Annotated in this window: 23 protein-coding genes and 1 riboswitch; of the genes, 12 read left to right on the top strand and 11 right to left on the bottom strand. The window is 69.5% G+C overall.

Annotated elements, in window-relative coordinates:
• Positions 1 to 13: 13 nt before the first annotated feature.
• Positions 14 to 2,815: a [protein-PII] uridylyltransferase gene (locus Sp245p_RS00775; RefSeq protein WP_041810843.1), complete on the bottom strand. Its 2,802-nt coding sequence runs from the start codon at positions 2,813 to 2,815 to the stop codon at positions 14 to 16.
• Positions 2,816 to 3,109: 294 nt separating this feature from the next.
• Between Sp245p_RS00775 and Sp245p_RS00770 the strand changes: the two genes are divergently transcribed.
• Positions 3,110 to 3,430 carry a hypothetical protein gene (locus tag Sp245p_RS00770; protein ID WP_014239002.1) on the top strand — a complete coding sequence of 107 codons (321 nt, stop codon included), beginning with the start codon at positions 3,110 to 3,112 and terminating at the stop codon, positions 3,428 to 3,430.
• Between the two features lie 22 nt (positions 3,431 to 3,452).
• Here Sp245p_RS00770 and Sp245p_RS00765 read toward each other — a convergent pair whose 3' ends face one another.
• Positions 3,453 to 3,989 carry a hypothetical protein gene (locus Sp245p_RS00765; protein WP_014239003.1) on the bottom strand — a complete coding sequence of 179 codons (537 nt, stop codon included), beginning with the start codon at positions 3,987 to 3,989 and terminating at the stop codon, positions 3,453 to 3,455.
• Between the two features lie 171 nt (positions 3,990 to 4,160).
• Here Sp245p_RS00765 and mutS point away from each other — a divergent pair, with 171 nt between their 5' ends.
• Positions 4,161 to 6,842 carry a DNA mismatch repair protein MutS gene (gene mutS, locus Sp245p_RS00760; protein WP_052584317.1) on the top strand — a complete coding sequence of 894 codons (2,682 nt, stop codon included), beginning with the start codon at positions 4,161 to 4,163 and terminating at the stop codon, positions 6,840 to 6,842.
• A gap of 366 nt (positions 6,843 to 7,208) precedes the next feature.
• Here the strand turns inward: mutS and Sp245p_RS00755 are convergent, their stop codons facing one another.
• Positions 7,209 to 7,406, bottom strand: a complete 198-nt coding sequence (locus Sp245p_RS00755; protein WP_014239005.1) for a hypothetical protein — start codon at positions 7,404 to 7,406, stop codon at positions 7,209 to 7,211.
• A gap of 77 nt (positions 7,407 to 7,483) precedes the next feature.
• The gene (locus Sp245p_RS00750; protein ID WP_041810844.1) at positions 7,484 to 7,996 is read right to left on the bottom strand and encodes an STAS domain-containing protein; all 513 of its coding nucleotides are present in this window, start codon (positions 7,994 to 7,996) and stop codon (positions 7,484 to 7,486) included.
• Positions 7,997 to 8,123: 127 nt separating this feature from the next.
• Positions 8,124 to 8,203, top strand: a riboswitch (SAM riboswitch).
• Between the two features lie 76 nt (positions 8,204 to 8,279).
• Between Sp245p_RS00750 and metZ the strand changes: the two genes are divergently transcribed.
• Positions 8,280 to 9,488 carry an O-succinylhomoserine sulfhydrylase gene (metZ, locus tag Sp245p_RS00745; protein ID WP_014239008.1) on the top strand — a complete coding sequence of 403 codons (1,209 nt, stop codon included), beginning with the start codon at positions 8,280 to 8,282 and terminating at the stop codon, positions 9,486 to 9,488.
• Positions 9,489 to 9,599: 111 nt separating this feature from the next.
• The gene (locus Sp245p_RS00740; RefSeq protein ID WP_014239009.1) at positions 9,600 to 10,115 is read left to right on the top strand and encodes a phasin family protein; all 516 of its coding nucleotides are present in this window, start codon (positions 9,600 to 9,602) and stop codon (positions 10,113 to 10,115) included.
• Between the two features lie 87 nt (positions 10,116 to 10,202).
• On the opposite strand, the gene Sp245p_RS00735 is transcribed toward Sp245p_RS00740, so the two are convergent.
• Positions 10,203 to 11,393, bottom strand: coding sequence for a penicillin-binding protein activator (locus tag Sp245p_RS00735; protein ID WP_014239010.1), 1,191 nt, complete (start codon positions 11,391 to 11,393; stop codon positions 10,203 to 10,205).
• Between Sp245p_RS00735 and rsmI the strand changes: the two genes are divergently transcribed.
• From rsmI to gshB, 4 genes are read left to right on the top strand one after another with little or no spacing between them, the layout of a single operon-like run.
• The gene (gene rsmI, locus Sp245p_RS00730; RefSeq protein ID WP_420867234.1) at positions 11,387 to 12,328 is read left to right on the top strand and encodes a 16S rRNA (cytidine(1402)-2'-O)-methyltransferase; all 942 of its coding nucleotides are present in this window, start codon (positions 11,387 to 11,389) and stop codon (positions 12,326 to 12,328) included. The two genes, Sp245p_RS00735 and rsmI, sit on opposite strands and share 7 nt — an antisense overlap.
• Positions 12,325 to 12,693, top strand: a complete 369-nt coding sequence (locus Sp245p_RS00725; protein WP_014239012.1) for a YraN family protein — start codon at positions 12,325 to 12,327, stop codon at positions 12,691 to 12,693. The genes rsmI and Sp245p_RS00725 overlap by 4 nt, the downstream gene beginning before the upstream one ends.
• 33 nt (positions 12,694 to 12,726) lie before the next feature.
• Positions 12,727 to 13,560 carry a SirB1 family protein gene (locus Sp245p_RS00720; protein ID WP_014239013.1) on the top strand — a complete coding sequence of 278 codons (834 nt, stop codon included), beginning with the start codon at positions 12,727 to 12,729 and terminating at the stop codon, positions 13,558 to 13,560.
• A 35-nt stretch (positions 13,561 to 13,595) separates the two neighbouring features.
• Positions 13,596 to 14,552 (top strand): glutathione synthase, encoded by a 957-nt coding sequence (gene gshB, locus Sp245p_RS00715; RefSeq protein WP_014239014.1) that lies wholly within the window; start codon positions 13,596 to 13,598, stop codon positions 14,550 to 14,552.
• 187 nt (positions 14,553 to 14,739) lie between these two features.
• On the opposite strand, the gene Sp245p_RS00710 is transcribed toward gshB, so the two are convergent.
• Entirely contained in the window at positions 14,740 to 15,078 is a 339-nt protein-coding gene (locus Sp245p_RS00710; RefSeq protein ID WP_038530068.1) for a helix-turn-helix domain-containing protein, read from the bottom strand.
• 92 nt (positions 15,079 to 15,170) lie between these two features.
• Between Sp245p_RS00710 and Sp245p_RS00705 the strand changes: the two genes are divergently transcribed.
• Entirely contained in the window at positions 15,171 to 15,413 is a 243-nt protein-coding gene (locus Sp245p_RS00705) for a hypothetical protein (RefSeq protein WP_014239016.1), read from the top strand.
• On the opposite strand, the gene Sp245p_RS00700 is transcribed toward Sp245p_RS00705, so the two are convergent.
• The 5 genes from Sp245p_RS00700 to rph form a co-directional block, all read right to left on the bottom strand.
• Positions 15,397 to 15,903, bottom strand: a complete 507-nt coding sequence (locus Sp245p_RS00700; RefSeq protein WP_014239017.1) for a dihydrofolate reductase — start codon at positions 15,901 to 15,903, stop codon at positions 15,397 to 15,399. The genes Sp245p_RS00705 and Sp245p_RS00700 overlap by 17 nt on opposite strands.
• 32 nt (positions 15,904 to 15,935) lie before the next feature.
• Complete coding sequence (locus Sp245p_RS00695) at positions 15,936 to 17,627, bottom strand: methyl-accepting chemotaxis protein (RefSeq protein WP_014239018.1); 1,692 nt, start codon at positions 17,625 to 17,627, stop codon at positions 15,936 to 15,938.
• A gap of 189 nt (positions 17,628 to 17,816) precedes the next feature.
• A complete protein-coding gene (gene hemW, locus Sp245p_RS00690; protein WP_041810847.1) occupies positions 17,817 to 18,983 on the bottom strand; it encodes a radical SAM family heme chaperone HemW in 1,167 nt (388 codons plus the stop codon).
• Positions 18,971 to 19,573 carry an RdgB/HAM1 family non-canonical purine NTP pyrophosphatase gene (gene rdgB / locus Sp245p_RS00685; RefSeq protein WP_014239020.1) on the bottom strand — a complete coding sequence of 201 codons (603 nt, stop codon included), beginning with the start codon at positions 19,571 to 19,573 and terminating at the stop codon, positions 18,971 to 18,973. The genes hemW and rdgB overlap by 13 nt, the downstream gene beginning before the upstream one ends.
• Before the next feature lie 144 nt (positions 19,574 to 19,717).
• Positions 19,718 to 20,437, bottom strand: a complete 720-nt coding sequence (rph, locus tag Sp245p_RS00680) for a ribonuclease PH (protein ID WP_014239021.1) — start codon at positions 20,435 to 20,437, stop codon at positions 19,718 to 19,720.
• Positions 20,438 to 20,602: 165 nt separating this feature from the next.
• Here rph and hrcA point away from each other — a divergent pair, with 165 nt between their 5' ends.
• The 3 genes from hrcA to Sp245p_RS00665 all read left to right on the top strand — a co-directional run bounded on the left by hrcA (position 20,603) and on the right by Sp245p_RS00665 (position 23,005).
• Positions 20,603 to 21,643 (top strand): heat-inducible transcriptional repressor HrcA, encoded by a 1,041-nt coding sequence (gene hrcA / locus Sp245p_RS00675; RefSeq protein WP_014239022.1) that lies wholly within the window; start codon positions 20,603 to 20,605, stop codon positions 21,641 to 21,643.
• 79 nt (positions 21,644 to 21,722) lie between these two features.
• On the top strand, positions 21,723 to 22,346 hold the full coding sequence (grpE, locus tag Sp245p_RS00670; RefSeq protein ID WP_014239023.1) for a nucleotide exchange factor GrpE: 624 nt from the start codon (positions 21,723 to 21,725) through the stop codon (positions 22,344 to 22,346).
• Positions 22,347 to 22,639: 293 nt separating this feature from the next.
• Positions 22,640 to 23,005, top strand: coding sequence for a response regulator (locus tag Sp245p_RS00665; protein WP_014239024.1), 366 nt, complete (start codon positions 22,640 to 22,642; stop codon positions 23,003 to 23,005).
• Positions 23,006 to 23,017: the final 12 nt, after the last annotated feature.

The following is a 23,017-nucleotide window of genomic DNA, read 5'->3' as shown; positions in this document are numbered from 1 at the left end:
GTCGCCCCCGTCCTCAGCCCGCCGGATCGGCGAGCGCGTGCAGCAGCCGCTCGCGGATCTGGGCCAGCTTGCTCTCGTGGGTGACCTTCAGGCCGAAGACGTCCTTCACATAGAAGACGTCGATGGCCTTCTCCCCGTAGGTCGAGATCTTCGCCGACGAGATCTGCAGCGTCAGGTTGGTCAGCGCGCGGGTCAGGTCGTAGAGCAGGCCGGGGCGGTCGCGCCCGTTGACCTCGATCACCGTGTGGGTGGTCGAGGCGTTGTTGTCGATCAGCACGCGCGGCGGGACGTGGAAGACGCGGGTGCGGCTGGCGTGCGGGGCCTTGCGCTTGGTCAGGTCGTGCAGCGGCTTCAACTGGCCGGACAGCACCTTCTCGATCATCACCGACAGCTTGGCGAGCTTGTCGCCGCTCTCGAAGGCGCCGCCGCCCGCCGCGTCCTGCACGGTGAAGACGTCCAGCGCCATGCCGTTGGTCATGGTGAAGATGCGGGCGTCGACGATATCCGCTCCCGCCGCCGCCAGCGCCCCGGCGAGGCGGGAGAACAGGCCGTGGTGGTCGGTGGCAAAGATCGTCACCTCGGTGATCGCCCGGCCGCGGTCGATGCGCGTGTTGACGGTCAGCGGCCGCTCGTCGCGCAGCGCCTCGCGGACCAGCCGCGCCTGCCGGCCCAGCGTCTCCGCGTCGAAGGCCAGCCAGTAGGCGGGGTAGCCGAGCGCGAGATGCCGGTCGAAATCGGCGTCGTCGAAGTCCGTCAGTTCGGCCCGCAGCGCCGCCTGGGCGGCCTGGATGCGGCGCCCGCGCCCTTCGACCGACAGGCCGCCGGACATCACCTCCTCCGAGCGGTTGTACAGCTCGCGCAGAAGCGTGGCCTTCCAATTGTTCCAGCGCTGCGGCCCGACCGCCCGGATGTCCGCCACCGTCAGCACCAGAAGCAGGCGCAGCCGCTCCGGCGACTGAACGAGCGAGACGAAGTCGCGCACCGTCTTGTCGTCCTCCAGATCGCGCTTGAAGGCGGTGTAGGACATGGCGAGGTGCCAGCGCACCAGCCAGGCGACCGTCTCCGTCTCCTCCGCCGTCAGGCCGAGCCGCGGGCACAGCTTCTCCGCCACCCGCGCGCCGAGGATGGAATGGTCGCCGCCGCGGCCCTTGGCGATGTCGTGCAGCAGCACCGCGACGTAGAGCGCGCGCCGCGACACCACCTTGTGGATCACCTCCGACGACAGCGGCAGCTCGTCGGTCAGCTCGCCCATCTCGATCTTGTGCAGGATGCCCAGCGCGAACAGCGTGTGCTCGTCCACCGTGTAGACGTGGTACATGTCGTACTGCATCTGCGCGACGACCCGGCCGAAGTCGGGGATGAAGCGGGCCAGCACCCCGGCCTCGTTCATGCGGCGCAGCGTGATCTCCGGGTCCTTGCGGCCGGTCAGGATCTCCAGGAACAGCCGGTTGGCCTCCAGGTCGGCGCGCAGCTTCGGCCCGACCACCGACAGCGAGCGCGTGATGGCGCGTAGCGCGTTGGGGTGGATGTCGATGTCGTTCTGCTGGGCGGTGTGGAACAGCCGGATCATGTCCAGCGGCTCGTCCTTGAACTGGCGGTCGCTGCGGACGTTCAGCCGCTCGCCGTCCACCACGAAGCCGTCCACGTCCTTGCGGCGGGAGAGTGCGGCCAGCCGCAGGATGTTGAACTTCGGCGGGCGCTTCGATTCCGCCTCCAGCGCCGCGCAGAAGATGCGGGTCAGGTCGCCCACGTCCTTGGCGACCAGGAAGTAATGCTTCATGAAGCGTTCCACGCCCTTGGTCCCGGCGTGGTCGGTGTAGCCCATGCGGTTGCCGATCGACGTCTGCACGTCGAAGGTCAGCCGGTCCTCCATGCGCCCGGTCAGGTAGTGCAGGTGGCAGCGCGCGGTCCACAGGAAGTTCTGCGCCTTGGCGAAGCGCTGCGCCTCCTCCGGCAGCAGCACCTTCTTGCCGACCAGATCGTCGACGTCCTCGACCCGGTACAGGTACTTGGCGATCCAGAACAGGGTCTGCAGGTCGCGCAGGCCTCCCTTGCCGTCCTTCAGGTTGGGCTCCAGCACGTAGCGGCTGTCGCCCAGCTTCAGGTGGCGGTTGTCGCGCTCGGCCAGCTTGGCCTCGACGAACTCCGGCCCGGTGCCGGCCACCACCTCGCGGTCGAAGCGGCGGCGCAGCTCGGTGAACAGCTTGCGCGGACCCCAGAGGTAGCGGGACTCCAGGATGGCGGTGCGGATGGTCACGTCGGCCTTGGACTGGCGGATGCAGTCGTCGACGCTGCGCACCGCGTGGCCGACCTTCAGCCCGAGATCCCACAGGATGTAGAGCATGTACTCGACCACCTGCTCCACCCGCGGGGTGCGCTTGTAGGGCAGCAGGAACAGCAGGTCGATGTCGGAGAAGGGCGCCAACTCGCCCCGGCCGTAGCCGCCGGTGGCGACGATGTCGAACACCTCGCCGGAGGTCGGGTTGGGCGAAGGGAAGATGTGGGTGACCGTCAGGTCGGCCAGCGAACGCACCACCCCGTCGGCGAGGTAGCAGTTCTGCCGCACGCAGTCCTCGCCCGACCCCTTGGCCTCGAAGCGGGCGCGCACCTCCGCCCGTCCGTCGTTCAGCGCGCCGCGCAGCCGGGCGATCAGGGCGGGGCGCAGCTTGTCGCCGGTCCCATGCTCCGCCACCAGCTTCTCCAGGTCCTCCGCCAGCTTGCGCCGGGACAGGATCGCGCGCTTGTTGGGGATGTTGGCGGTGCCGGCGTCCTTGGCGTCGGACGCGTCGGCGGAGGCGGCGCGGGTGGAGAGCATCGACAAAACGTGAGCCTTCCCAGGGATGCGAGGGGTGCGACGAACCGTGCGGCGTCCCGACTATAACGGGAAAGAGGATAATTCGCACGCGGCACACCAAAAGAGGCTGCCGTCTGTTTCCTGCATGATCCCATTCGGAGCGCCCCAGGGACGGCAGTGCTGTGACGGCAGTGCTGTGACGGCAATGCTGTGACGGCTGTGCTGGAACGGCCGTGCTGTGACGGCCGTCACTGACGCGCTCCATTCCAAAGAGGTAAGGAGTCGTCCGTGAGACACGCGCGAGGGAGGCCATTGATGATCCCGAACCCCGGAACGGCTCGGCGGGAGCTGGCGAACCTCGGGAACGCCCTGACCCTGGCGGAGCGCGGCCTGCCGCGCCACACCCCGGCCGAACTGATGGCCTGGCTGGTGCACGCCCTGGCGCTGTGCCCCGGCTCCATCGGCGACGCGCTTCTGTTCGAGATCTGCGGCACCGCCACCGACGCCAGGGCGTCCGACGCCGTCAAGGTCGCCCAGATCCGCAAGGGCTGGGCCGCGGTGGTGCGGGCGCAGTTCCGCCTGCGCGGGCTGACCGTGGTCGGCGGCGGAGGCGACTGGCGCGCCTGCGCCGCCTGACGGACGGCGTTTCCTTCTCCGCCTACTCCGCGCGCACCGACAGGTGGATGTTGGCGCCGCCGTTGCCTTCGAGAATCTCGGCGGCCTCGACCTCGTCCTCCACCTCGGCGGTGCGCACCCACAGGATGACGCCGCCGGCCTCCAGCGCGCGGCTGAACTCGTCGGTGTCGGGGTGGCTGGTCAGCTCGTCCAGGTAATCCTTGATGGCGACGCCGCCCAGGCCGGCGGCGACGATGGCCGCCAGCGGTGCTGCGATCGGTCCGCCGACGATGGCGAGAAGCCCGGCGGTGGTCAGCGGGAAGGCGTATTTCAGCTCGCCCACCAAGCCGGTCAGGGCCTCGTCCGACGGGGCCTGCGGGCGCTGGTCGGCGGCCTCCAGCGAGGTGTGGCTGGCCAGCACCGACAGGTCGTCGCGGTCGAAGCCGGCGTCCAGAAGGGCGGCCACGGCCTTGTCGAAGGCCTCCCGGGTCTTGAACAGGGCGACGACCTCGCGCACCTCCCGGACGGTGTCCTGGCCGTCCGTGGTCCGGCCATCAGTGTTGTCGGGCGCTTGCGTCACGGCGGTCTCCTTCAGCTTCGGCTTGCTCGTTCTGCTTGCTCGTTCTACGGGCATCGAACAGTCTAACGAAGCGGTCATCGCGGCACCAGCGCGGGCGTGCTAGGGTGCCGGCCCGACCTTGCCCGACACAACGCAACCGGTTGAAGACCCGTGTCCGACGCGCCCGCCACCATGTCGCCCATCACCATTCCCCCCGACGCCACTCCGATGATGGCGCAGTATCTGGAGATCAAGCAGGCCCATCCCGACTGCCTGCTGTTCTACCGGATGGGCGATTTCTACGAGATGTTCTTCGAGGACGCGGTGAACGCCGCCCGGACGCTGGACATCGCGCTGACCAAGCGCGGCCAGCATCTGGGCGAGGACATCCCGATGTGCGGTGTCCCGGTCCACAGCCACGAATCCTACCTGCAGCGCCTGATCCGTCAGGGCTTCCGCGTCGCCATCTGCGAGCAGATGGAGGACCCGGCGGAGGCCAAGAAGCGCGGTTCCAAGTCGGTGGTGAAGCGCGGGGTCATCCGCATCGTCACCCCCGGCACGCTGACCGAGGACAGCCTGCTCGACTCCCGCGCCTCCAACTGGCTGGCCGCGGTGGCGGAGGCGGCGGGCGGCCTCGGGCTGGCCTGGCTGGAGCTGTCCACCGGCGAACTGGTCGTGCAGCCGGTGGAGCGCGCCGGGCTGGGCGCCGCGCTCGGCCGCCTCGACCCGCAGGAGGTTCTGGTCTCCGAGAAGCTGTGCCAGAGCCCGGACCTCTACGAGCTGTGGGGCGAATGGAAGTCCCGCCTGACCGTGCAGCCGACCCCGCGCTTCGACAGCGAGAACGGGCGGCAGCGGCTGCTCACCCTCTACGGCGTCGGCACGCTGGACGCCTACGGCCAGTTCTCCCGCGCCGAGGTGGCGGCGGCCGGCGCGCTGGTCGCCTATGTGGAGCTGACGCAGAAGGGCCGCGTGCCGCGCCTGTCGCCGCCGCGCCGGCTCGGCCCCGGCGCCGTCATGGAGATCGACGCGGCGACCCGCCGCAACCTGGAGCTGACCCGCACCCTGACCGGCGACCGGCGCGGCAGCCTGCTCGCCACCATCGACCGCACGGTGACCGGGGCGGGGGCGCGTCTGCTCGCCGCCCAGCTCTCGGCGCCGCTGACCAACCCCGCGGCCATCGCCAAGCGGCTGGACATGGTCGAATTCGCGCTGAACGAGGAACGGCTGCGCGGCGACCTGCGCGAGGCGCTGCGCCGCTGCCCGGACCTGGAGCGCGCGCTGTCCCGCCTGACCCTGGGGCGCGGCGGCCCGCGCGACCTCGCCGCGGTGCGCGACGGTCTCGCCCAGGCCTCGGCCATCCGCCTGCTGCTCAACGGCCATCCCGGCGGACCGCTGCCCGACGGGCTGGGCGCCGTGGCCAAGGGGCTGGGCGAGCACAGCGAGCTGGTCAATCAGTTGACCCAGGCGCTGGCGCCGGAGCTGCCGCTGCTCGCCCGCGACGGCGGTTTCATCGCGCGCGACTATTCCTACGCGCTGGACGAGCTGGTGACCCTGCGCGACGAAAGCCGGCGGCTGATCGCCGGGCTTCAGGTCAAATACGCCGGCATCGCCGGGGTGCCGGCGCTGAAGATCAAGCACAACAATGTGCTGGGCTATCACATCGAGGTGACGGCGACCCACGCGGACAAGCTGATGTCCGAGAAGGGGCGCGAGGTCTTCATGCACCGCCAGACCATGGCGAACGCCGTGCGCTTCGGCACGGTCGAGCTGTCGGACCTGGAGCGCCGCATCTCCGAGGCCGCCGACAAGGCGCTGGCCGTGGAGCTGGAGCTGTTCAACGACCTCGTGGAGGAGGTGACCAGCCGCGCCGAGGCCATCGCCCAGGCGGCCCACGCGCTGGCCGCGCTGGACGTCGCCGCCTCGCTGGCCGAGCTGGCGGCGGAGCGGCGCTACCGCCGGCCGGTGGTGGACGGCAGCCTCGCCTTCTCGATCAAGGGCGGGCGTCACCCGGTGGTGGAGGCGGTGCTCGACGCCGGCAACGCCGGGCCGTTCGTCGCCAACGACTGCGACCTCGCCCCGGACAACCGGCTGTGGCTGCTGACCGGTCCGAACATGGCGGGTAAATCGACCTTTCTGCGCCAGAACGCGCTGATCGCCGTGCTCGCCCAGATGGGCGGCTTCGTGCCGGCGGAGAGCGCGCACATCGGGGTGGTGGACCGGCTCTACAGCCGCGTGGGTGCGGCCGACGATCTGGCGCGTGGCCGCTCGACCTTCATGGTGGAGATGGTGGAGACGGCGGCCATCCTGAACCAGTCCGGCGACCGCGCGCTGGTCATCCTGGACGAGATCGGGCGCGGCACCGCGACCTTCGACGGCCTGTCGATCGCCTGGGCCTGCGTGGAGCATCTGCACGACGTCAACCGCTGCCGCGCGCTGTTCGCCACCCATTACCACGAGCTGACCATGCTGGCCGGCAAGCTGCCGGGCCTGTCCTGCCACACCATGCGCATCAAGGAATGGCAGGGCGACGTGGTGTTCCTGCACGAGGTGACGGCGGGGGCGGCGGACCGCAGCTACGGCATCCATGTGGCGAAGCTGGCCGGCCTGCCCGGCGCCGTGGTGGGCCGCGCCGAGGAGGTGCTGACCATCCTGGAATCGGGCGACCAGAACGCGGCCATCCACCGTCTGGCCGAGGATCTGCCGCTGTTCAGCGCCGCCCTGAAGCGCCCGCCGCCGGCTCCCGCGGTGTCGGCGCCCGCCGCCCCGCCGGAACCGTCGCGGGTGGAGGAGGCGCTGAAGTCCATCGACCCGGACAGCCTGACGCCGCGTCAGGCGCTCGACGAGTTGTACCGTCTGCGGGGATTGCTCTCCTAAACGGGAATATTTGCGAATGGATGCACGCCATTGTATGAAAATCCGCCGCCGCAGCGTCCCGTGCCATGGGCAAGGGGTGCTGTCATCCAAGCGGCGGGAAGGGGGTGTGTTTATTGACCCCTGGTAAGGTGCTGGTGATCTGCACGGTCATTCAGACGGTCGTCGCGATCCTCGCGCTGCTCGTCGCCGTGCTGTAACCCAGACGACGGAGGGGCGGCGCTGCAACGCCGCCCCTCTTTTCGTGTGCACGCCCGTCCGGCCATCCAAACCGTCCGAAGCGCGCGGTACCGGAGGTGTCGTCTATTGACCACTGGTACAGGAAATATAGCGCTGAACCACAGCCGCCGCAATCCCATCCCATGGGTGCTACGCCCGTTCCACGGCGTCCTCGTCCATCGGGGCGCCGCGGTCATGGATGGGGGTAACGTGGCGTTGGGTGGCGGGGCGTTGCGCGTGGCGCAGCTTCTCCTCCACCGCCTCGTTCACGAACTGGTCGAGCGAGCGGCCCTCCCGCTCGGCGGCCTTCGACGCTTCGGATTCCAGCGACTTGTGCAGATGAACCATTCGGTGCCTCCCCCAACGCGGAACGGACTCTGTCCGATGCTTCAGATGGGAAGCCCGCGCCCGCGCTGCGAGCCGCCTTACCCGGAAGTGCCGTCCCGATCGGAAGCGTCCGGCGGGGCGCTCGCGGGTGGCAGGAGCGGCTTTGCGTGCAGCGCGCGGGCGGCGACAGCCATCGGGTCCTCGCCCGGCGCGCAGGGATGGGTGGCGGCCAGCAGGGCCTCGGGCACGCTGGCGGCGATGTAGTCGGCCACCGTCTCGTGCACCGGGATGATCATGGCGATGCGGGTCAGGTCCACCACCTTGCGCACCTGCCCGGACGCGCAGAGCAGGGACAGGGCCTTGCCCGCCGACAGGGCCTCGCCGTTCATCACCAGCAGCAGGCCGATGCCGGCGCTGTCGACGAACTCCAGCCCGGTCAGGTCGAGGAGGTGGCGGCGCTCCGGTCCGTCCTTCACGTCGGCGATGGCCTGCCGCACCGGGCCGGCGTCCTGGCTGGTGAAGCGCCCGGTGAGCACCAGACGGGCGAAATGCCGCTCCTGCTCCTTGCGATACTGCACGGCCCGCACCCCCTCCTGACGTCGCGCGGCCATGATCCGGTCCGGGCCTTCGCCGGGCAAGCGGGCGGCGGCCTGCGGTCCTGCGCGATGTTGACGCAGGGCAGCCCCTTTTTGTCACGGCGTCCTTGTCCCTTGACGGCGCGCCGCCGCGGTCCTACAAGCGGAGACACGTGGTGATTTGGTCGACCGGCTTGCGGGCCACGTAAAACAACCCGCTAAAAAGGTCCGAGCCGCGTCCGCGCCTCGACCCGATCGGTCGGGGCGTTTTTTGTTGTGCCGGTCTGCCCCGCCGGCGGACAGAGGAGACACAGCGGCCATGGCGCGCACCGATCATCGCAATCCCAACGTCGCGGGGCTTCGCCCGCGTTCCCGTCTGGTCCATGGCGGCGTCCGCCGCTCGTCCTTCGACGAGACCTGCGAGGCGCTCTACCAGACCTCCGGCTTCGTCTACGGCTCGGCGGAGGAGGCGGAGAGCGCCTTCGTCAACGACGGCTCCCGCCACGTCTATTCCCGCTTCCGCAACCCGACCACGGCGATGTTCGAGGACCGGCTGTGCGAGTATGAGGGGGCGGCCTGGGCCTACGCCACGACCAGCGGCATGGCCGCGGTGCACGGCGCCCTGTGGTCGAACCTGCGCACCGGCGACCGCATCGTGGCGCCGCGCTCGCTGTTCATCTCCTGCTATTGGGTGATCAAGGAGCTGTCGGCCCGCTTCGGGGTCGAGGCGGTCTTCGTCGACGGCACCGACCTGTCCCAGTGGGAAGAGGCGCTGGCCAAGCCGACCAAGGTCGTCTTCCTGGAGACGCCCAGCAACCCGGGGCTTGAGGTCGTCGACCTGCGCGCGGTCAGCGCTCTCGCCCACAAGGCCGGGGCCAAGGTGGTGGTCGACAACGCCTTCGCCACGCCGGTGCTGCAGCGCCCGTTCGAGATGGGCGCCGACGTCGTCATCTATTCGGCGACCAAGCACATCGATGGCCAGGGCCGCTGTCTGGGCGGCATCATCCTGACCAACGACAAGCAGTACGGGTCGGACGTGATCCACCCCTACCTGCGCCACACCGGCCCGACCATTTCGCCCTTCAACGCCTGGCTGCTGCTGAAGGGGCTGGAGACGCTGGAGCTGCGTGTGTCGGCGCAGAGCGCGGCGGCCCTGACGGTGGCGGAGTTCCTGGAAGGCCACGCGAAGGTGGAGCGGGTGCTCTATCCGGGTCTGGCCAGCCACCCGCAGCACGACCTCGTCCGCAGCCAGATGACCGGCGGCGGCACCATGCTGTCGATCTTCCTGAAGGGCGGCAAGGAAGAGGCCTTCCGCGCCCTGAACGACCTGCGGATGGTGATGATCTCCAACAACCTGGGCGACTCCAAGAGCCTGATCACCCACCCCGACACCACCACCCACTCCAAGCTGACGGTCGAGGAGAAGGCGGCGGCGAACATCCGTCCGAACCTGCTCCGCCTGTCCGTCGGGCTGGAGGACGCCCAGGACATCGTCGAAGACCTCGACCGCGCGCTCGCTTCCCTGTAAAGACTGGACCCGGAACCAAATGCTGCAGTGCAGCGTTGGCGTCCGGGTCACGGTTTTTTCGGCCCGGCCGGGCCTTCCGGTCCGGTCGGGTCCTTTGGTGAGGTGGAGCGAATGGCGAGACGCAAGGCCGGCAACGGCGAACCGACGCAGCGCTTTCTGACGGTGGCGGGCGATCTGACCCGGACCGGCGTCAAGACGGGCGAGATGGGGGTGGCGGCGGCCCAGACGATCGGCTACCGAACCGCGATGATGGCGGCGGCGATGAACAACCCCATCGACCTCGCCAACCCGGAGTTCGTCCGGATGGGCTCCGAGAAGGTGGAGGCGATGGTGGAGGCCACCCACGCCGTCGCCAAGGGCATCGGAGAAATGCAGCAGGCCTGGATGACCCTGATGCAGGGCCAGCTTCAGGCGGCCATGGTGATGGTGACCGGCCTCGGCCAGTGCCGCAACCCCGTCGACCTGATGGAACTGCAACGCCGCACCGTCACCGAGACGGTCGAGGCCGGCATCCACGCCGCGCTCTACATGGTCGAGTCGGCCACGGCTCTGACCCAGGCCGGCATGACCCCCGCCTACCGCACCGTCCGCGCCAACGCCCGCCGTCTGGCGAAGCAGCACGGTTAAGTTCGCGGTTCACCGCGACGGCCCAAGACACAATCTCTTTCGTGCATTGCGCCGCCGCGGTCGAACACTCTTTTCAGCGCCTTGCGGTCACTGCCCCAGCACTTCGAAGCTGGACGGGGCGGGATCGATCACGCGGGGACCGCTCGGGGTGACCTCCAGAACGGCCAGACCGCGTTCCACGACGCCGTCCGCGCGCAGGCGGAAGACGCCGTCCATGCCTTCGAAGCCGTTGGGGTTGTTCAGCGCCGCGCGGTCGAAGCGGCCCGACGCGTCGGGCATCTTGGCCAGCACCGCGGCGATGGCCGTGGCGTCGTAGGACAGGGTGGCGATGCGCGGCGGCTTGCGCCCGTAAGTCCTCTCGAAGCGCGCCTCGAAGTCGGCGCGGCTCTGCGGGGACGGGGCGGCGAACCAGGCGCCGGCCAGGGCGGGTTCCTGGCCCAGGCCGGGCTCGTCCCACAGGCCGGTGCCGAGCAGCTTGACCTGCTGGGTGTTCAGCCCGTTGGCGGACAGCGCGGACGCCAGACCCTGGGCGCGCGGCCCGCCTTCTGCCAGCATGACCGCCTGCGGCTGCACGCCGGCCTGGGTCACCTGCCGGGCCGGCTGGGCGAGGTCGGTCACCGCCGGATCGTAGCGCTCGACCTGCGCCACCTGCCCGCCGAACTGGCGCGAGGCGGCCTGCACGGCGTTGACCACGGCGTCGCCATAGGCGTTGCGCGGGGCCAGCGCGACGTAGCGCGTGACACCGCGCGAGCGGGCGAAGCCGACCACGCGGGTCACCTGATCGGCGGGCACGAAGCCCAGCACATAGGTGCCGTTGCCGGCCTGGGTCCAGTCGTTGGTGAAGGCCAGCACGTCCACGCCCGCGGACTGGGCGACCGGCTTCACCGCCGCCACGTCGGCGGCGAACAGCGGGCCGAGGATCAGGCTCGCCCCCTCGGCGATGGCCTGCCGCGCCGCGTCGGCGGCACCGGTGGGCGTGCCCTTGGTGTCGCGGGGCAGCAGCTCGAACCGGTCGCCGGCCAGATCGAACAGGGCCATCTGCGCCGACTCCAGCATGGCCTGCCCGATGGCGGCGCTGGACCCGGACAGCGGCAGCAGGATCGCCACCTTCAAGGTCTGCGGGGCGGCCGGAACGGCGGCGACGGGCGCTTGCGGCGCTTGAGTCGGCGGCGCCGGGGCCTTTACAGTCGAGCAGGCCGAAAGCGTGCCAACGACCAACAGGGCGGCGGCAGCCTGCTGCCCCCAAGCGCGCGAGAAAGGTGTCGTCAAGCGTGCCACCAACGATCTCCACATCCGGTCCGGCGCCCGAACCCGTTTCCGGGCCCGGCGTCTCTGGTGACGCTGAAGGTAGCGAGCCGAGGGCCGCAAGTAAACTCGGCGCCGGCCTTTATGTGGTCGCCACACCCATCGGCAACGCCGCCGACATCACGCTGCGCGCGCTCGACACGCTGCGCCGCGCCGATGCCATCGCCTGCGAGGACACGCGGGTGACGGCGAAGCTGATGGGCATCCATGGCATCCACACGCCCTTCGTCTCCTATCATGAACACAACGCGGCAAAGATGCGTCCGGTCCTCATCGGCCGCATGAAAGCGGGCGAGTCCATCGCGCTGGTCACCGACGCCGGCACGCCGCTGGTCTCCGACCCCGGCTACAAGCTGGTGCGCGAGTGCGTGGCGGAGGGAGTGGCGGTCACCACGCTGCCCGGCGCCTCCGCCCCGCTGGTGGCGCTGGTGCTGTCCGGCCTGCCGACCGACCGCTTCCTGTTCGCCGGTTTCCTGCCCAACAAGAGCAGCGCGCGGCGCGCCACCGCCGGGGAACTGAAGACCGTTCCCGCCACGCTCGTCTTCTTCGAGTCGCCGCAGCGCCTGCCCGAGTCGCTGGCCGACCTCGCCGACATCCTCGGCGCGCGGGAGGCCGCGGTGGCGCGGGAGCTGACCAAGCTCTACGAGGAGGTGCGGCGCGGCACCCTGCCGGAGCTGGCCGCCCACTACGCCGAGGCCGGCCCGCCGAGGGGCGAGGTCGTGCTGGTCATCGGCCCGCCCGGCGAGGAGGCCACCCCGTCCGAGGCCGACGTGGATGCCCTGCTGCGCGAGGCGCTGACCCGCCTGTCGGTTCGCGACGCCGCCGCCGACGTGGCCGCCCGCACCGGCCAGAACAAGCGCGCCGTCTACGCCCGCGCGTTGGAGCTGTCGCGGGAGGGGAAACCATGAGCGCGCCGGGCGCCCTGCGCCGCCGGGCCGAGAATTACGGCCGCTACGCCGAGCAGCTCTGCCGGCTGGCGCTGCGGCTGAAGGGTTACCGCATCCTGGAAAGCCGCCTGCGCACACCCATGGGAGAGATCGACATCGTGGCCCGGCGGGGCGACACTCTGGCGATCGTCGAAGTCAAGGCCCGCGGCGACTGGGACACCGCGAACGAGGCGGTCAACGCCCGCCAGCGGGGCCGCCTCGCCCGCGCCGCCCACGCCTATCTGGGGGCCAACCCCCGCTATGCCGGCTATGTCTTGCGCTTCGACGTCATGCTCGTTACCCCTTGGTCGTGGCCGCGCCACGTCCCGGACGCGTGGCGGGCCTGACGCGAAGGCTGAAGAAGAGGAAGGACGCCGCCCGTGACCAGCCGCGCCGAGGCCCGTGACATCCTGCGCCGCGTGGGGCAGCAGCCGGACGAGCAGATCGATCTGGCCGAAGCCGCCCTCGCGCTGGGCGCGCTGGAGGTGCCGGGCGCCGCGCTGGCCGACTACCGCCGCCACCTCGCCGACATCGCCCACGATCTGGCGGAGCGCGTCTCGCCCACCCTCGACGGGCTGGAGGCCCGCATCTCCTGGCTGCACGAGGTCATCGTGGAGCGGCACGGCTACGCCGGCGACCAGGACACCTACGACGACCTGCAGAACGCCAACCTGCTGCGCGTCATCGACCGCCGCCGCGGCCTGCCGGTGGCACTGGGCATCCTGTACCTGCACGCCGCCCGTTCGCAGGGCTGGACGATGCTGGGGCTGAACTTCCCCGGCCATTTCCTGGTGCGGCTGGAGGCCGACGGCGCCCGCGCCATCCTCGACCCCTTCAACGAGGGGCAGGTGCGCACCGCCGTGGACCTGCGCGACCTGCTGAAGGCCACCGCCGGCAGCGCCGCGGAGCTGGAGCCCGGCCATTACCAGACGGTGTCCAACCGCGAGATTTTGTTGAGGCTCCAGAACAACATCAAGCTGCGCCACCTCTCCGCCCGTGACGTGCCGCGCGCGCTGGAGGTGCTGGAGGCGATGCGGCTGTTCGCCCCGGCCGAGGCGTCGCTGTGGCGGGAGACCGGCCTGCTGGAGGCCCACAACGGCAACCTCGCCGCCGCCATCGCCGCGCTGGAAACCTTCCTGGAGCTGACCGCCAGCGAACGGCACCGCCATCAGGTCGCCGCGCTGATCCAGCAGCTCAAGAACCAACTGAACTGACCCCATTTCAAAAGCCCGTTCCGGAGACCCGCAGGATGAGCCTCGCCGTCGCCTTCCAGATGGACCCCATCGAGTCCATCAACATCGACACCGACTCGAGCTTCATGATGGCGCTTGAGGCGCAGAAGCGCGGGCACACGCTCTACCACTACCACCCGCGCGACCTCAGCCTGACCGGCAACGTCCTGACCGCCCGTGTGCGCGAGATGACCGTGGTCCGCCAGAAGGGCGCCCACTACACGCTGGGCGAGCCGCGGATCGTCGACCTGTCGACCATGGACGTGGTGCTGATGCGCCAGGACCCGCCCTTCGACATGGCCTACATCACCGCCACCCACATGCTGGAGCACATCCAGCCCAAGGTGCTGGTGCTGAACGACCCGGCGGAGGTGCGCAACGCGCCGGAAAAGCTGTTCGTCACCCATTTCCCCGACCTGATGCCGCCGACGCTGATCACCAGCGACAAGCAGGCCGTCCTGGACTTCCGGGCGCAGCACAAGGACATCATCGTCAAGCCGCTGTTCGGCAACGGCGGGGCCGGCGTCTTCCACCTGAAGCCGGACGACGAGAATCTGGGCTCGCTGCTGGAGCTGTTCACCCAGCTCTACCGCGAGCCGGTGATCGTGCAGAAGTACCTGCCGGAGATCCGCCAGGGCGACAAGCGCATCATCCTGATCGACGGCGAGCCCGCCGGCGCCGTCAGCCGCATGCCCCAGGAGGGCGAGGCCCGCGCCAACTTCCACGCCGGCGGCAGCGCCAAGAAGACCGAGCTGACCCCGCGTGAGCAGGAGATCTGCAAGGCCATCGGCCCGGTGCTGCGCGCGAAGGGTCTGGTCTTCGTCGGGATCGACGTGATCGGCGACTATATGACCGAGATCAACGTGACCTCGCCCACCGGCATCCAGGAGATCAACCGGCTCGACGGCTCGGCGCTGGAGGCCACCCTGTGGGACGCCATCGAGCGCCGCCACCGCGAGAACAAGGGGGCTTAAGCTATTCCATTTAAAATGGAAATCCCCTCTCCCCTCTGGGGAGAGGGTTAGGGTGAGGGGGTTGCGCTTCTGCCGGACGCACCACCACGCACATCCCCCTCACCGGCCCTGCGGGCCACCCTCTCCCCAGAGGGGCGAGGGTTATCAAGGCCGTTGCAATGGCCTGACGGTGGTTCCAGACGAAAAGCTAATCGCCCTTCGGAAACGCCTCGATCTGTTTCAGAGCGATTTCCAGATCGCGGGTCGTAAGCTGGCGTGCCCGCTCTGAAAGCGCCGATTCCAAAGCCACACGCTTGCTGTTGGCATTGACCGCTGGATCGAGCGCGTCGGCCAATTCGCGCAATGGAATGCCGAGGTTCTCACTCAGCCGGATCAGTGTCTCCACGCTCGGCAGGCTGACGCCGCGTTCCATGTTGGACACGGCCTCGGTCGTGCGGTCGAGCAATTCGGCAAATTGTTCTTGGGTCAAAGCGCGCGCCTTACGGATTGCCCGAAGCCGCAGCCCAAATGCGTGTTTCCGATCCATAACCGGACTTTCCTCCGGGTATGAACGGTTGACCATGCAAGAGAATTCGTTTTAATCATCGAAATGCAGAGTTTACTTCATAGGAGACAGACATGCTGCCATTCGATCCATTCTATCTGCTGGGCCGGCTGATGGTCGTGTGGGGCGTGATGATGCCGGTCATGGCGTTCCCGATGATGAACGGCTACCAGCCCTCGCTCGGGGTGCTTGGGAGCATGAACCAGATGCACTTGTATCTGGAGGTGGTGGATTTGCGATTCGACGCCATTGTGAGCATGGGACTGGCGCTGCTGTGGGGCGGGCTGTCGATCGTTGCGCTCACGCCCCAGCGCTGACGGGGCGCCGCACGAGGTCCACGTACCGGTAATCCAGCCCGTTTTCGGTCAGCAGCGGGCCGCGCTCCGCCTCCACCCACTCCGGCCCCAGCGGCGGCATGACGGTGTCGCCCTCCACATCCCGCTCGACGCGGGTCAGGTGGACGATGTCGGCGAGCGGCAGGGTTTCGCGGAACAGTTCGGCGCCGCCGATCACGGCGACGTCCGGGACGCCGTGGCCGCGGCACCAGTCCAGCGCCGCGTTGAGGCCGGCGAACCAGCGCGCCCCGTCCCGCTCGCCCGGCGGGACGCTGCGGCTGACCACAAGGTTGTCGCGGCCGGGTAGGGGCTTGCAGGGCAGCGACTCCCAGGTGCGCCGGCCCATCAGGACCGGCTTGCCCATCGTCAGCTCCCGGAAGCGCTTGAGGTCGCCGGGCAGGGACCAGGGCAGGGTGCCGTCGCGGCCGATCACGCCGTTGCGCGCCGCGGCCACCACCAGACTGATGCGCATCCCAACCCCTTTTCCGGACCGTTCACCCCACCTTACGCCGCGCGGAGTTGCTGAAGGAAGCCCCCGACCTCGCGGTGCAGCGTGTCGAGCTGGTGGCCGAGCTGGCGCGACATCTCTAGCACGTCGCGGGCGGTGGCGCCGCTCCGGGTCGCGGCATCGGTGACGCCGGTGATGTTGGCCGACACCTCCTGCGTGCCGCCCGCCGCTTCCTGGACGTTGCGGCTGATCTCGCGGGTCGCCGCCCCCTGCTCCTCGACCGCGGAGGCGATGGAGGTGGCGATCTCGTTCACCCGCAGGATGACCTGGGTCACGCCCTGGATCTCGCCGACCGCGTCACCAGTCACGGACTGGATGTTGGCAACCTGGGCGGCGATCTCCTCGGTCGCCTTGGCGGTCTGGTTGGCCAGCGCCTTGACCTCGCTCGCCACCACGGCGAAGCCCTTGCCGGCCTCGCCCGCCCGCGCCGCCTCGATGGTGGCGTTGAGCGCCAGCAGGTTGGTCTGGCTGGCGATGTCGTTGATGAGCTGCACCACCGCGCCGATCTTCTGCACCGCCTCGGCCAATCCGCCGACCTTGTCGTTGGCCCGCCCGCTGAGGGTCACCGCCTCGCCGGCGATGCGCGACGACTCGGCGACCTGACGGCTGATCTCCTGGATCGAGCCGGCCAGCTCCTCCGACGCCGCGGCCACGGTCTGCACGTTGGCGGAGGTCTGCTCCGTCGCCGCGGCGACCGAGGTCGCCAGCTCGTCGGTCTGGGCGGCGGCGCGGCTCATCTCGGCCGCGCGCTCCTCCATCGTCGCCGCCGCGTCGGACACGGTGCGGACGACGGCGCCGATACTCTGCTCGAAACTGGCGGCCAGCGCCAGCATGGCGCGGCGCTTGTCCTCCCCGGCGCGCTGGGCCGACGCGGCCTGCTCGGCCTCCAGCCGCTGCTTGTCGCGGGCGTTGGTCTGGAAGACCAGCACGGCCTTGGCCATGGCGCCGATCTCGTCGCCGCGCTCCGCCTCGGGGAAGCGGGTGTTCAGGTCGCCGTCGGCCAGCGAGCGCATCTTGGCGCCCAGCCCGCGCAGCACCCGGCTGATGTCGGTGCCGACCCAGGCGATCAGGCCGACGGCCGGCACCGCCAGCGCCAGGATGACGAAGGCCAGCGTCCGGAGCTGGTCCAGGAAGGCGGCCCGGATGTCGTCGATGAAGATGCCGGTGCCGATGAAGATGTTCCACGGCTCGAAGCCGCGGACATAGCCCAGCTTCACCGCCAAGTCGCTGCCGCCGACCGTGCGCGGCCAGTCGTATTCCAGCAGGCCGTCGCCGGTGGCGCGGACCATGCGGATGAACTCCACGATCATGTGGACGCCGTTGGCCGACTTCAGCGGCTTGACGTCGGCGCCGATCAACTTGGCGTTGACGTGGGCGAAGCCGTAGCCGTCCATGGTGTGGGCGAAGAGATACTCCTTGCCGCCGGCGTAGCGGATGCCGGCCACCGCCGCCTTGAAGCGCGCCTGCGCCTCGTCGCGGGTGATCTTGCCGGCGGCGGCGTCCGCCTCCAGCGTGGTGGCCAGGGTGACCCCGGTCTCCACGATGCTGTGCAGCGTGTCCAGACGGTCGGCGTGCATTCGGCTGTAATTGAGATAAAGGCCGGCACCGGCGATGGTGAAGGATGCGACCGAAGCCGCGACGACGAGCGCCCACAGCTTGGCCCGAATGGAAAGCTTCGTGAGGGTCATGGGATGTCTGCCTGCAACTGTCTGCCCTGCCCTGTGTCCCGGCAAGCGGCGATTGTTTGCCCTTGTCCTTCGCCAGGACTTCAAGGATGACCGACAGTCACAGGAAACTTATAAACGGATGTATAAGAATGCGGGGCGCACCGGGCACTGGGCGCCTTTGTCACACCACGTTTCCGGGTATTCCTGCGGTCAGGCCAGAAGGGCCCCCAGCACGGCGTTCAACCGCTGTCGCCCCTCATGGGTGGCGCGCAACGTGTCCTTGCCGACCTCCAGGAAGCCGCCGGCCACCAGACGCTCCAGCGCGGCGGGATCGACCAGCCCGTCGAGGTCGCGGCCGGTCTCCTCGACCAGCCGGGCGCGGGCCACCCCCTCGCGCAGGCGCAGTCCCATCATCAGCAGCTCCGACCCGCGCGACTCGCGGGCGACCGGCTCGGGGGCGGCGGCGCCGTGGCCGTCGCGCTCGACCCGCTCCAGCCAGATCTCCGGGGCGCGGTGGGCGCGGGTGGCGAATTTCTCGCCGTCCAGCGTCAGCCGGCCGTGGGCGCCGGGACCGACGCCGACGTAATCGCCGTAGCGCCAGTAGGTCAGGTTGTGGCGGCTCTCCTCGCCGGGGCGGGCGTGGTTGGAAATCTCGTAGGCGGGCAGCCCGGCGCGGTCGAGCAGGCTCTGCGTCGCCTCGTAGAGGTCGCCGGCCAGATCCTCGTCGGGCAGCACCAGATCGCCCCGCGCGTGCAGGGGGAAGAAGGCCGTGCCCTCCTCGATGGTCAGCTGGTAGACCGACAGATGGCCGACCGCGTGGTCGAGCGCTTGGGTCAGCTCCGCCTCCCAGGCCGCGACGGATTGGCCGGGGCGGGCGTAGATCAGGTCGAAGCTGAAGCGGGGGAAGGTCCGGGCGGCCAGCGCGATGGCTCCGGTCGCCTCGGCCGCGCTGTGCTGGCGGCCGAGGAACTTCAGCGCGGTGTCGTCCAGCGCCTGGATGCCCATCGACAGGCGGTTGACCCCGGCGGCGCGGAAGGCGCGGAACTTGTCGGCCTCGACCGAGGTCGGGTTGGCCTCCAGCGACACTTCCAAATCGCTGCCCACCGTCCAGCGGGCGGCGATGCGCTCCAGCACGGCGCCGACCGTCGCCGGTTCCATCAGCGACGGCGTGCCGCCCCCGAAGAAGACGGAGGTGACCCGGCGGCCGGTCGTTGCGTCCGCGTAATGATCCAGCTCCCGCACCAGCGCGGCGCGCCAGCGGTCATGCTCGACCCGGTCGCGGACGTGGCTGTTGAAGTCGCAGTACGGGCACTTCGCCTTGCAGAAGGGCCAGTGGATGTAGATCCCGAAGCCAGGATCAGGAGTCACTTGAAGCATCGCTCCACAAGCTGGCGGAAGGCGTCGGCCCGGTGGCTCATCTCATGCTTCCTGGCCGGGTCCATCTCGCCGAAGGTGATGTCGTAGCCGTCCGGCCTGAACATCGGATCGTAACCGAAACCATGCTCGCCGCGCGGCGGCCAGACCAGGGTGCCGGGGCAGCGGCCCTCGACCGTCTCGACATGGCCATCCGGCCAGGCGAGCGACAGGGCGCAGACGAACCAGGCGCTGCGGTCGGTCTGGCCCTTCAACCCGTCCTCGACCTTGCCCATGGCCATCTGGAAGTCCTTTTCCGGACCGGCCCAGCGGGCGGAGTAGATGCCGGGGTCGCCGTTCAGCGCCGGCACCACCATCCCGCTGTCGTCGGCCAGGGCGACATGGCCGGCCTTGGCGGCGGCCAGGGCCTTCAGCTCGGCGTTCGCGACGAAGCTGGTCCCCGTCTCCTCCGGCTCGGGCAGGCCAAGCTCGCCCGCGGACACGAAGGAGGCGGCGTAGGGGCCGAGCAGCGCCGCGATCTCGCGGACCTTGCCCTTGTTGTGGCTGGCGATCACCAGCGTGCCGCCCGTGAAGCGGCGGGGAGGCGTGGTCATGGGGAGCTCCTTCTGTCACAAACCGTTGCGCCCACCCTCCCGCTTCGCGGGTCCCTCCCTCCCCCGCTTCGCAGGGGAGGGCCGATTTCCCCTCCCCTGCGAAAGCGGGGGAGGGTCAGGGTGGGGGCAAGCGCAACCGCGCCTTTACTTCACCGCGATCGCCGCCTTCTGCAAGGCCACCAGCTCGTTGATGCCCTTGCGGGCCAGCGCCAGCAACTCCATGAACTGCGGCTCGGCGAAAGGGCGCTCCTCGGCGGTGCCCTGCACCTCGACGATGCCGCCGTTGCCGGTCAGCACGAAGTTGGCGTCGGCCTGGGCCGTCGAATCCTCGGCGTAGTCGAGATCGAGGACGCTGGTGTTCTTGTAGATGCCGCAGGAGACGGCGGCCACATGGTCGGTCAGCGGCATGGTCTTGAGCGCGCCGATCTGCATCAGATGCTGGAAGGCCAGATGCAGGGCGACGAAGCTGCCGGTGATGGCGGCGGTGCGGGTGCCGCCGTCGGCCTGGATGACGTCGCAGTCGATCTTGATCTGCTTCTCGCCCATGGCGGCGCGGTCGGTGACGGCGCGCAGCGCGCGGCCGATCAGGCGCTGGATCTCCTGGGTGCGACCCGACTGCTTGCCCTTGGCGGCCTCGCGGTCGGTGCGGCTGTGGGTGGAGCGCGGCAGCATGCCGTATTCGGCGGTGACCCAGCCGAGGCCGGTGTTCTTCAGGAAGCGGGGAACGCCCTCGTCCACGCTGGCGGTGCACAGGACGTGCGTGTCGCCGAACCGCACCAGGCAGGACCCCTCGGCGTGCTTGCTGAAATGGGGCTCAAGGGAAATGGTGCGCAACTGGTCGTGGGCGCGGCCGGAGGGACGCATCGGGCATGATCCGCGAATCTGTTGAAATCGGCGGCAAGCTAGCGTCCGCCGCCCCCGCCGTCCAGCGCGCAACCGGGGCGCACGTTGATTCGGCGCGGACACCTGCCTAAATTCGGGACGCCCCTTATCCGTGCCCCAACAGCATCGTCCGGTCCCCGCCCCGCCATGATCACCGAGCTGAACCAACGGTCCCGCGAGATCTTCCGGCTGATCGTCGACGCCTATGTGGCGACCGGCGAGCCGGTGGGCTCGCGCACGATCTCGCGGAGGCTCGGCATGGCCCTGTCGCCCGCGACCATCCGCAACGTCATGGCCGACCTGGAGGAGCAGGGGCTGCTCTACGCCCCCCACACCTCCGCCGGCCGCATTCCGACCGAGGCCGGGCTGCGCCTGTTCGTCAACGGCCTGCTGGAGATCGGCAGCCTGAGCGAGGACGAGCGCGGCTCCATCGAGGCCAAATGCGCCTCCTCCGGGCGGTCGCTGCAGGACGTGCTGGGCGAGGCCTCCACCCTGCTGTCCGGCCTGTCGCACTGCGCCGGGCTGGTGGTGGCGCCGAAGACCGACCGGCCGCTGAAGCACATCGAGTTTGTCTCGCTGGCCCCCGGCCGGGCGCTGGTCGTGCTGGTCAACGAGGACGGGCTGGTCGAAAACCGCGTCATCGAAGTTCCGGTCGGCGTGCCCGCCGCGACGCTGCAGATGGTGTCGAACTTCCTCAGCGCGAAGCTGGTCGGTCGCACGCTGGACGAGGCGCGGCAGGCCGTGCTGCGCGAGATCGAGGACCAGAAGACCGAGCTGGACGAATTGTCGCAGCGTGTGGTCTCCGCCGGTCTTGCCACCTGGGCGGGCAGCGGCGGGCAGAGCAGCGGCCAGCTCATCGTGCGCGGCCAGGCGAAGCTGCTGGAGGACGTCACTGCCCTGTCGGACCTGGAGCGCGTGCGCGCCCTGTTCGAGGCGCTGGAGACCAAGGAGACCATGCTGCGCCTGCTCGACGCCACCGGCAAGGGCGACGGGGTGCAGATCTTCATCGGCGCGGAGAATGTGCTGTTCGGCCATTCCGGCTGTTCGCTGATCATCTCGCCCTTCCAGAACAGCCGCGAGCAGGTGATCGGCGCCATCGGCGTGATCGGCCCGACCCGCATCAATTATGCCCGGATCATCCCGCTTGTGGATTATACAGCCAAGGTCATCAGCCGCCTTGTCGGGTGACGACCTGTCGTGTGACGACCTTGGCAATGCTTCACCCATCCCCCATCAGACGACGACCCAAGACGACAACGAGAGAGCCATGAGCGAAGAGCAGAACAAGCCCGCCGAAGCCGAGGTGGAGCAGACCGAAGCCGTCCAGGACAAGGCTGCCCAGGACAAGGCCGCCCAGGACAAGGCTGCGGACGCCGGTGCCGGGGATCGCGTGGCCCAGCTTGAGGCCGAGGTTGCCGGCCTGAAGGACCAGCTCCTGCGCCAGATGGCCGAGGTGGAGAACACCCGCCGCCGCGCCCAGCGCGACCGCGAGGACGCCAGCAAGTTCGCCGTGTCCAGCTTCGCCAAGGAGCTGGTGACGGTGGCCGACAACCTCCGCCGCGCGCTGGAGGCCGTCCCCGCCGAGGGCCGCGAGAACGACGACGTGCTGAAGGGCCTCTCCGTGGGCGTGGAGGCGACGGAGCGCCAGCTCATCTCCGCCTTCGAGCGTGCGGGCATCAAGAAGATCGACCCGACCGGCGAGCTGTTCGACCCGAACTTCCATCAGGTGATGTTCGAGATCGAGAACACCGGCAAGCCCGCCGGGACCGTCGTGCAGGTGCTCCAGCCCGGCTACACCATCCACGGCCGCCTGCTGCGCGAGGCCATGGTGGGCGTCGCCAAGGCCGGTCCTCACGAAATGGGCGGCCAGCACGTCGATACGAAAGCCTGACCGTCCTTTGGACGAATAGCCCGACCCTCCTCTGGAGGGATGGAACGGCCGCTCTCCGGATGGCAGGCGGCACGTCTCTTGCGGCGGCGCGGCGGCATGGTCCGCCGCGCCGCTTTTTTTTCGTCCGGCGGTTTCCGAATGAGTGTCCACCCGCGATCCTTTGCGTACCGAAGGGCTTGCGCCGGGCTGGTCCTTCGCCTATTCGCATCGGAACCCCGATCCGCGTCGGGGAGTCTCGCGGCGCCCCGTGAATTGCCCGTTCCGGGCGGCCGCTCATTCAGGGAACCGGACCCGTGGCCAAGACCATTCTGACCGTCGACGATTCCAAGACCATCCGCGACATGGTCGCCTTCACGCTGCGCAACGCCGGCTATGGCGTCACCGAGGCGGCGGACGGCACCGCCGGTCTGGCGGAGGTCAACCGTCAGAAGTTCGACTGCATCATCACCGACCTGAACATGCCGGGCATGGACGGTCTGGCCCTGACCCGGGCCATCCGCGGCAGCGCGCTCAACCGCGCGACCCCCGTCCTGCTGCTGACCACCGAGGCCGACCCCGCCAAGAAGACCGCCGGCCGCGAGGCCGGGGCCACCGGCTGGCTGGTCAAGCCCTTCAACCCGGACAAGCTGGTCGAGACCGTGAAGAAGGTCTGCCCGTAACCCGGAGGGCGC

Origin of the sequence: Azospirillum baldaniorum (assembly GCF_003119195.2) — a bacterium.
GTDB classification, from domain to species: Bacteria; Pseudomonadota; Alphaproteobacteria; order Azospirillales; family Azospirillaceae; genus Azospirillum; species Azospirillum baldaniorum.
Note: the sequence above shows the minus strand (reverse complement) of the source record. Positions and strands in the feature narration are given on the sequence as shown.

Coding starts and splice junctions, on each gene's coding strand:
- Sp245p_RS00775 (WP_041810843.1), bottom strand. CDS start 2,815: ATGCTCTCCACCCGCGCCGCCTCCGCCGACGCGTCCGACGCCAAGGAC.
- Sp245p_RS00770 (WP_014239002.1), top strand. CDS start 3,110: ATGATCCCGAACCCCGGAACGGCTCGGCGGGAGCTGGCGAACCTCGGG.
- mutS (WP_052584317.1), top strand. CDS start 4,161: ATGTCGCCCATCACCATTCCCCCCGACGCCACTCCGATGATGGCGCAG.
- Sp245p_RS00755 (WP_014239005.1), bottom strand. CDS start 7,406: ATGGTTCATCTGCACAAGTCGCTGGAATCCGAAGCGTCGAAGGCCGCC.
- Sp245p_RS00750 (WP_041810844.1), bottom strand. CDS start 7,996: ATGGCCGCGCGACGTCAGGAGGGGGTGCGGGCCGTGCAGTATCGCAAG.
- metZ (WP_014239008.1), top strand. CDS start 8,280: ATGGCGCGCACCGATCATCGCAATCCCAACGTCGCGGGGCTTCGCCCG.
- Sp245p_RS00740 (WP_014239009.1), top strand. CDS start 9,600: ATGGCGAGACGCAAGGCCGGCAACGGCGAACCGACGCAGCGCTTTCTG.
- Sp245p_RS00725 (WP_014239012.1), top strand. CDS start 12,325: ATGAGCGCGCCGGGCGCCCTGCGCCGCCGGGCCGAGAATTACGGCCGC.
- gshB (WP_014239014.1), top strand. CDS start 13,596: ATGAGCCTCGCCGTCGCCTTCCAGATGGACCCCATCGAGTCCATCAAC.
- Sp245p_RS00710 (WP_038530068.1), bottom strand. CDS start 15,078: ATGGATCGGAAACACGCATTTGGGCTGCGGCTTCGGGCAATCCGTAAG.
- Sp245p_RS00705 (WP_014239016.1), top strand. CDS start 15,171: ATGCTGCCATTCGATCCATTCTATCTGCTGGGCCGGCTGATGGTCGTG.
- Sp245p_RS00700 (WP_014239017.1), bottom strand. CDS start 15,903: ATGCGCATCAGTCTGGTGGTGGCCGCGGCGCGCAACGGCGTGATCGGC.
- Sp245p_RS00695 (WP_014239018.1), bottom strand. CDS start 17,627: ATGACCCTCACGAAGCTTTCCATTCGGGCCAAGCTGTGGGCGCTCGTC.
- hemW (WP_041810847.1), bottom strand. CDS start 18,983: ATGCTTCAAGTGACTCCTGATCCTGGCTTCGGGATCTACATCCACTGG.
- rdgB (WP_014239020.1), bottom strand. CDS start 19,573: ATGACCACGCCTCCCCGCCGCTTCACGGGCGGCACGCTGGTGATCGCC.
- rph (WP_014239021.1), bottom strand. CDS start 20,437: ATGCGTCCCTCCGGCCGCGCCCACGACCAGTTGCGCACCATTTCCCTT.
- hrcA (WP_014239022.1), top strand. CDS start 20,603: ATGATCACCGAGCTGAACCAACGGTCCCGCGAGATCTTCCGGCTGATC.
- grpE (WP_014239023.1), top strand. CDS start 21,723: ATGAGCGAAGAGCAGAACAAGCCCGCCGAAGCCGAGGTGGAGCAGACC.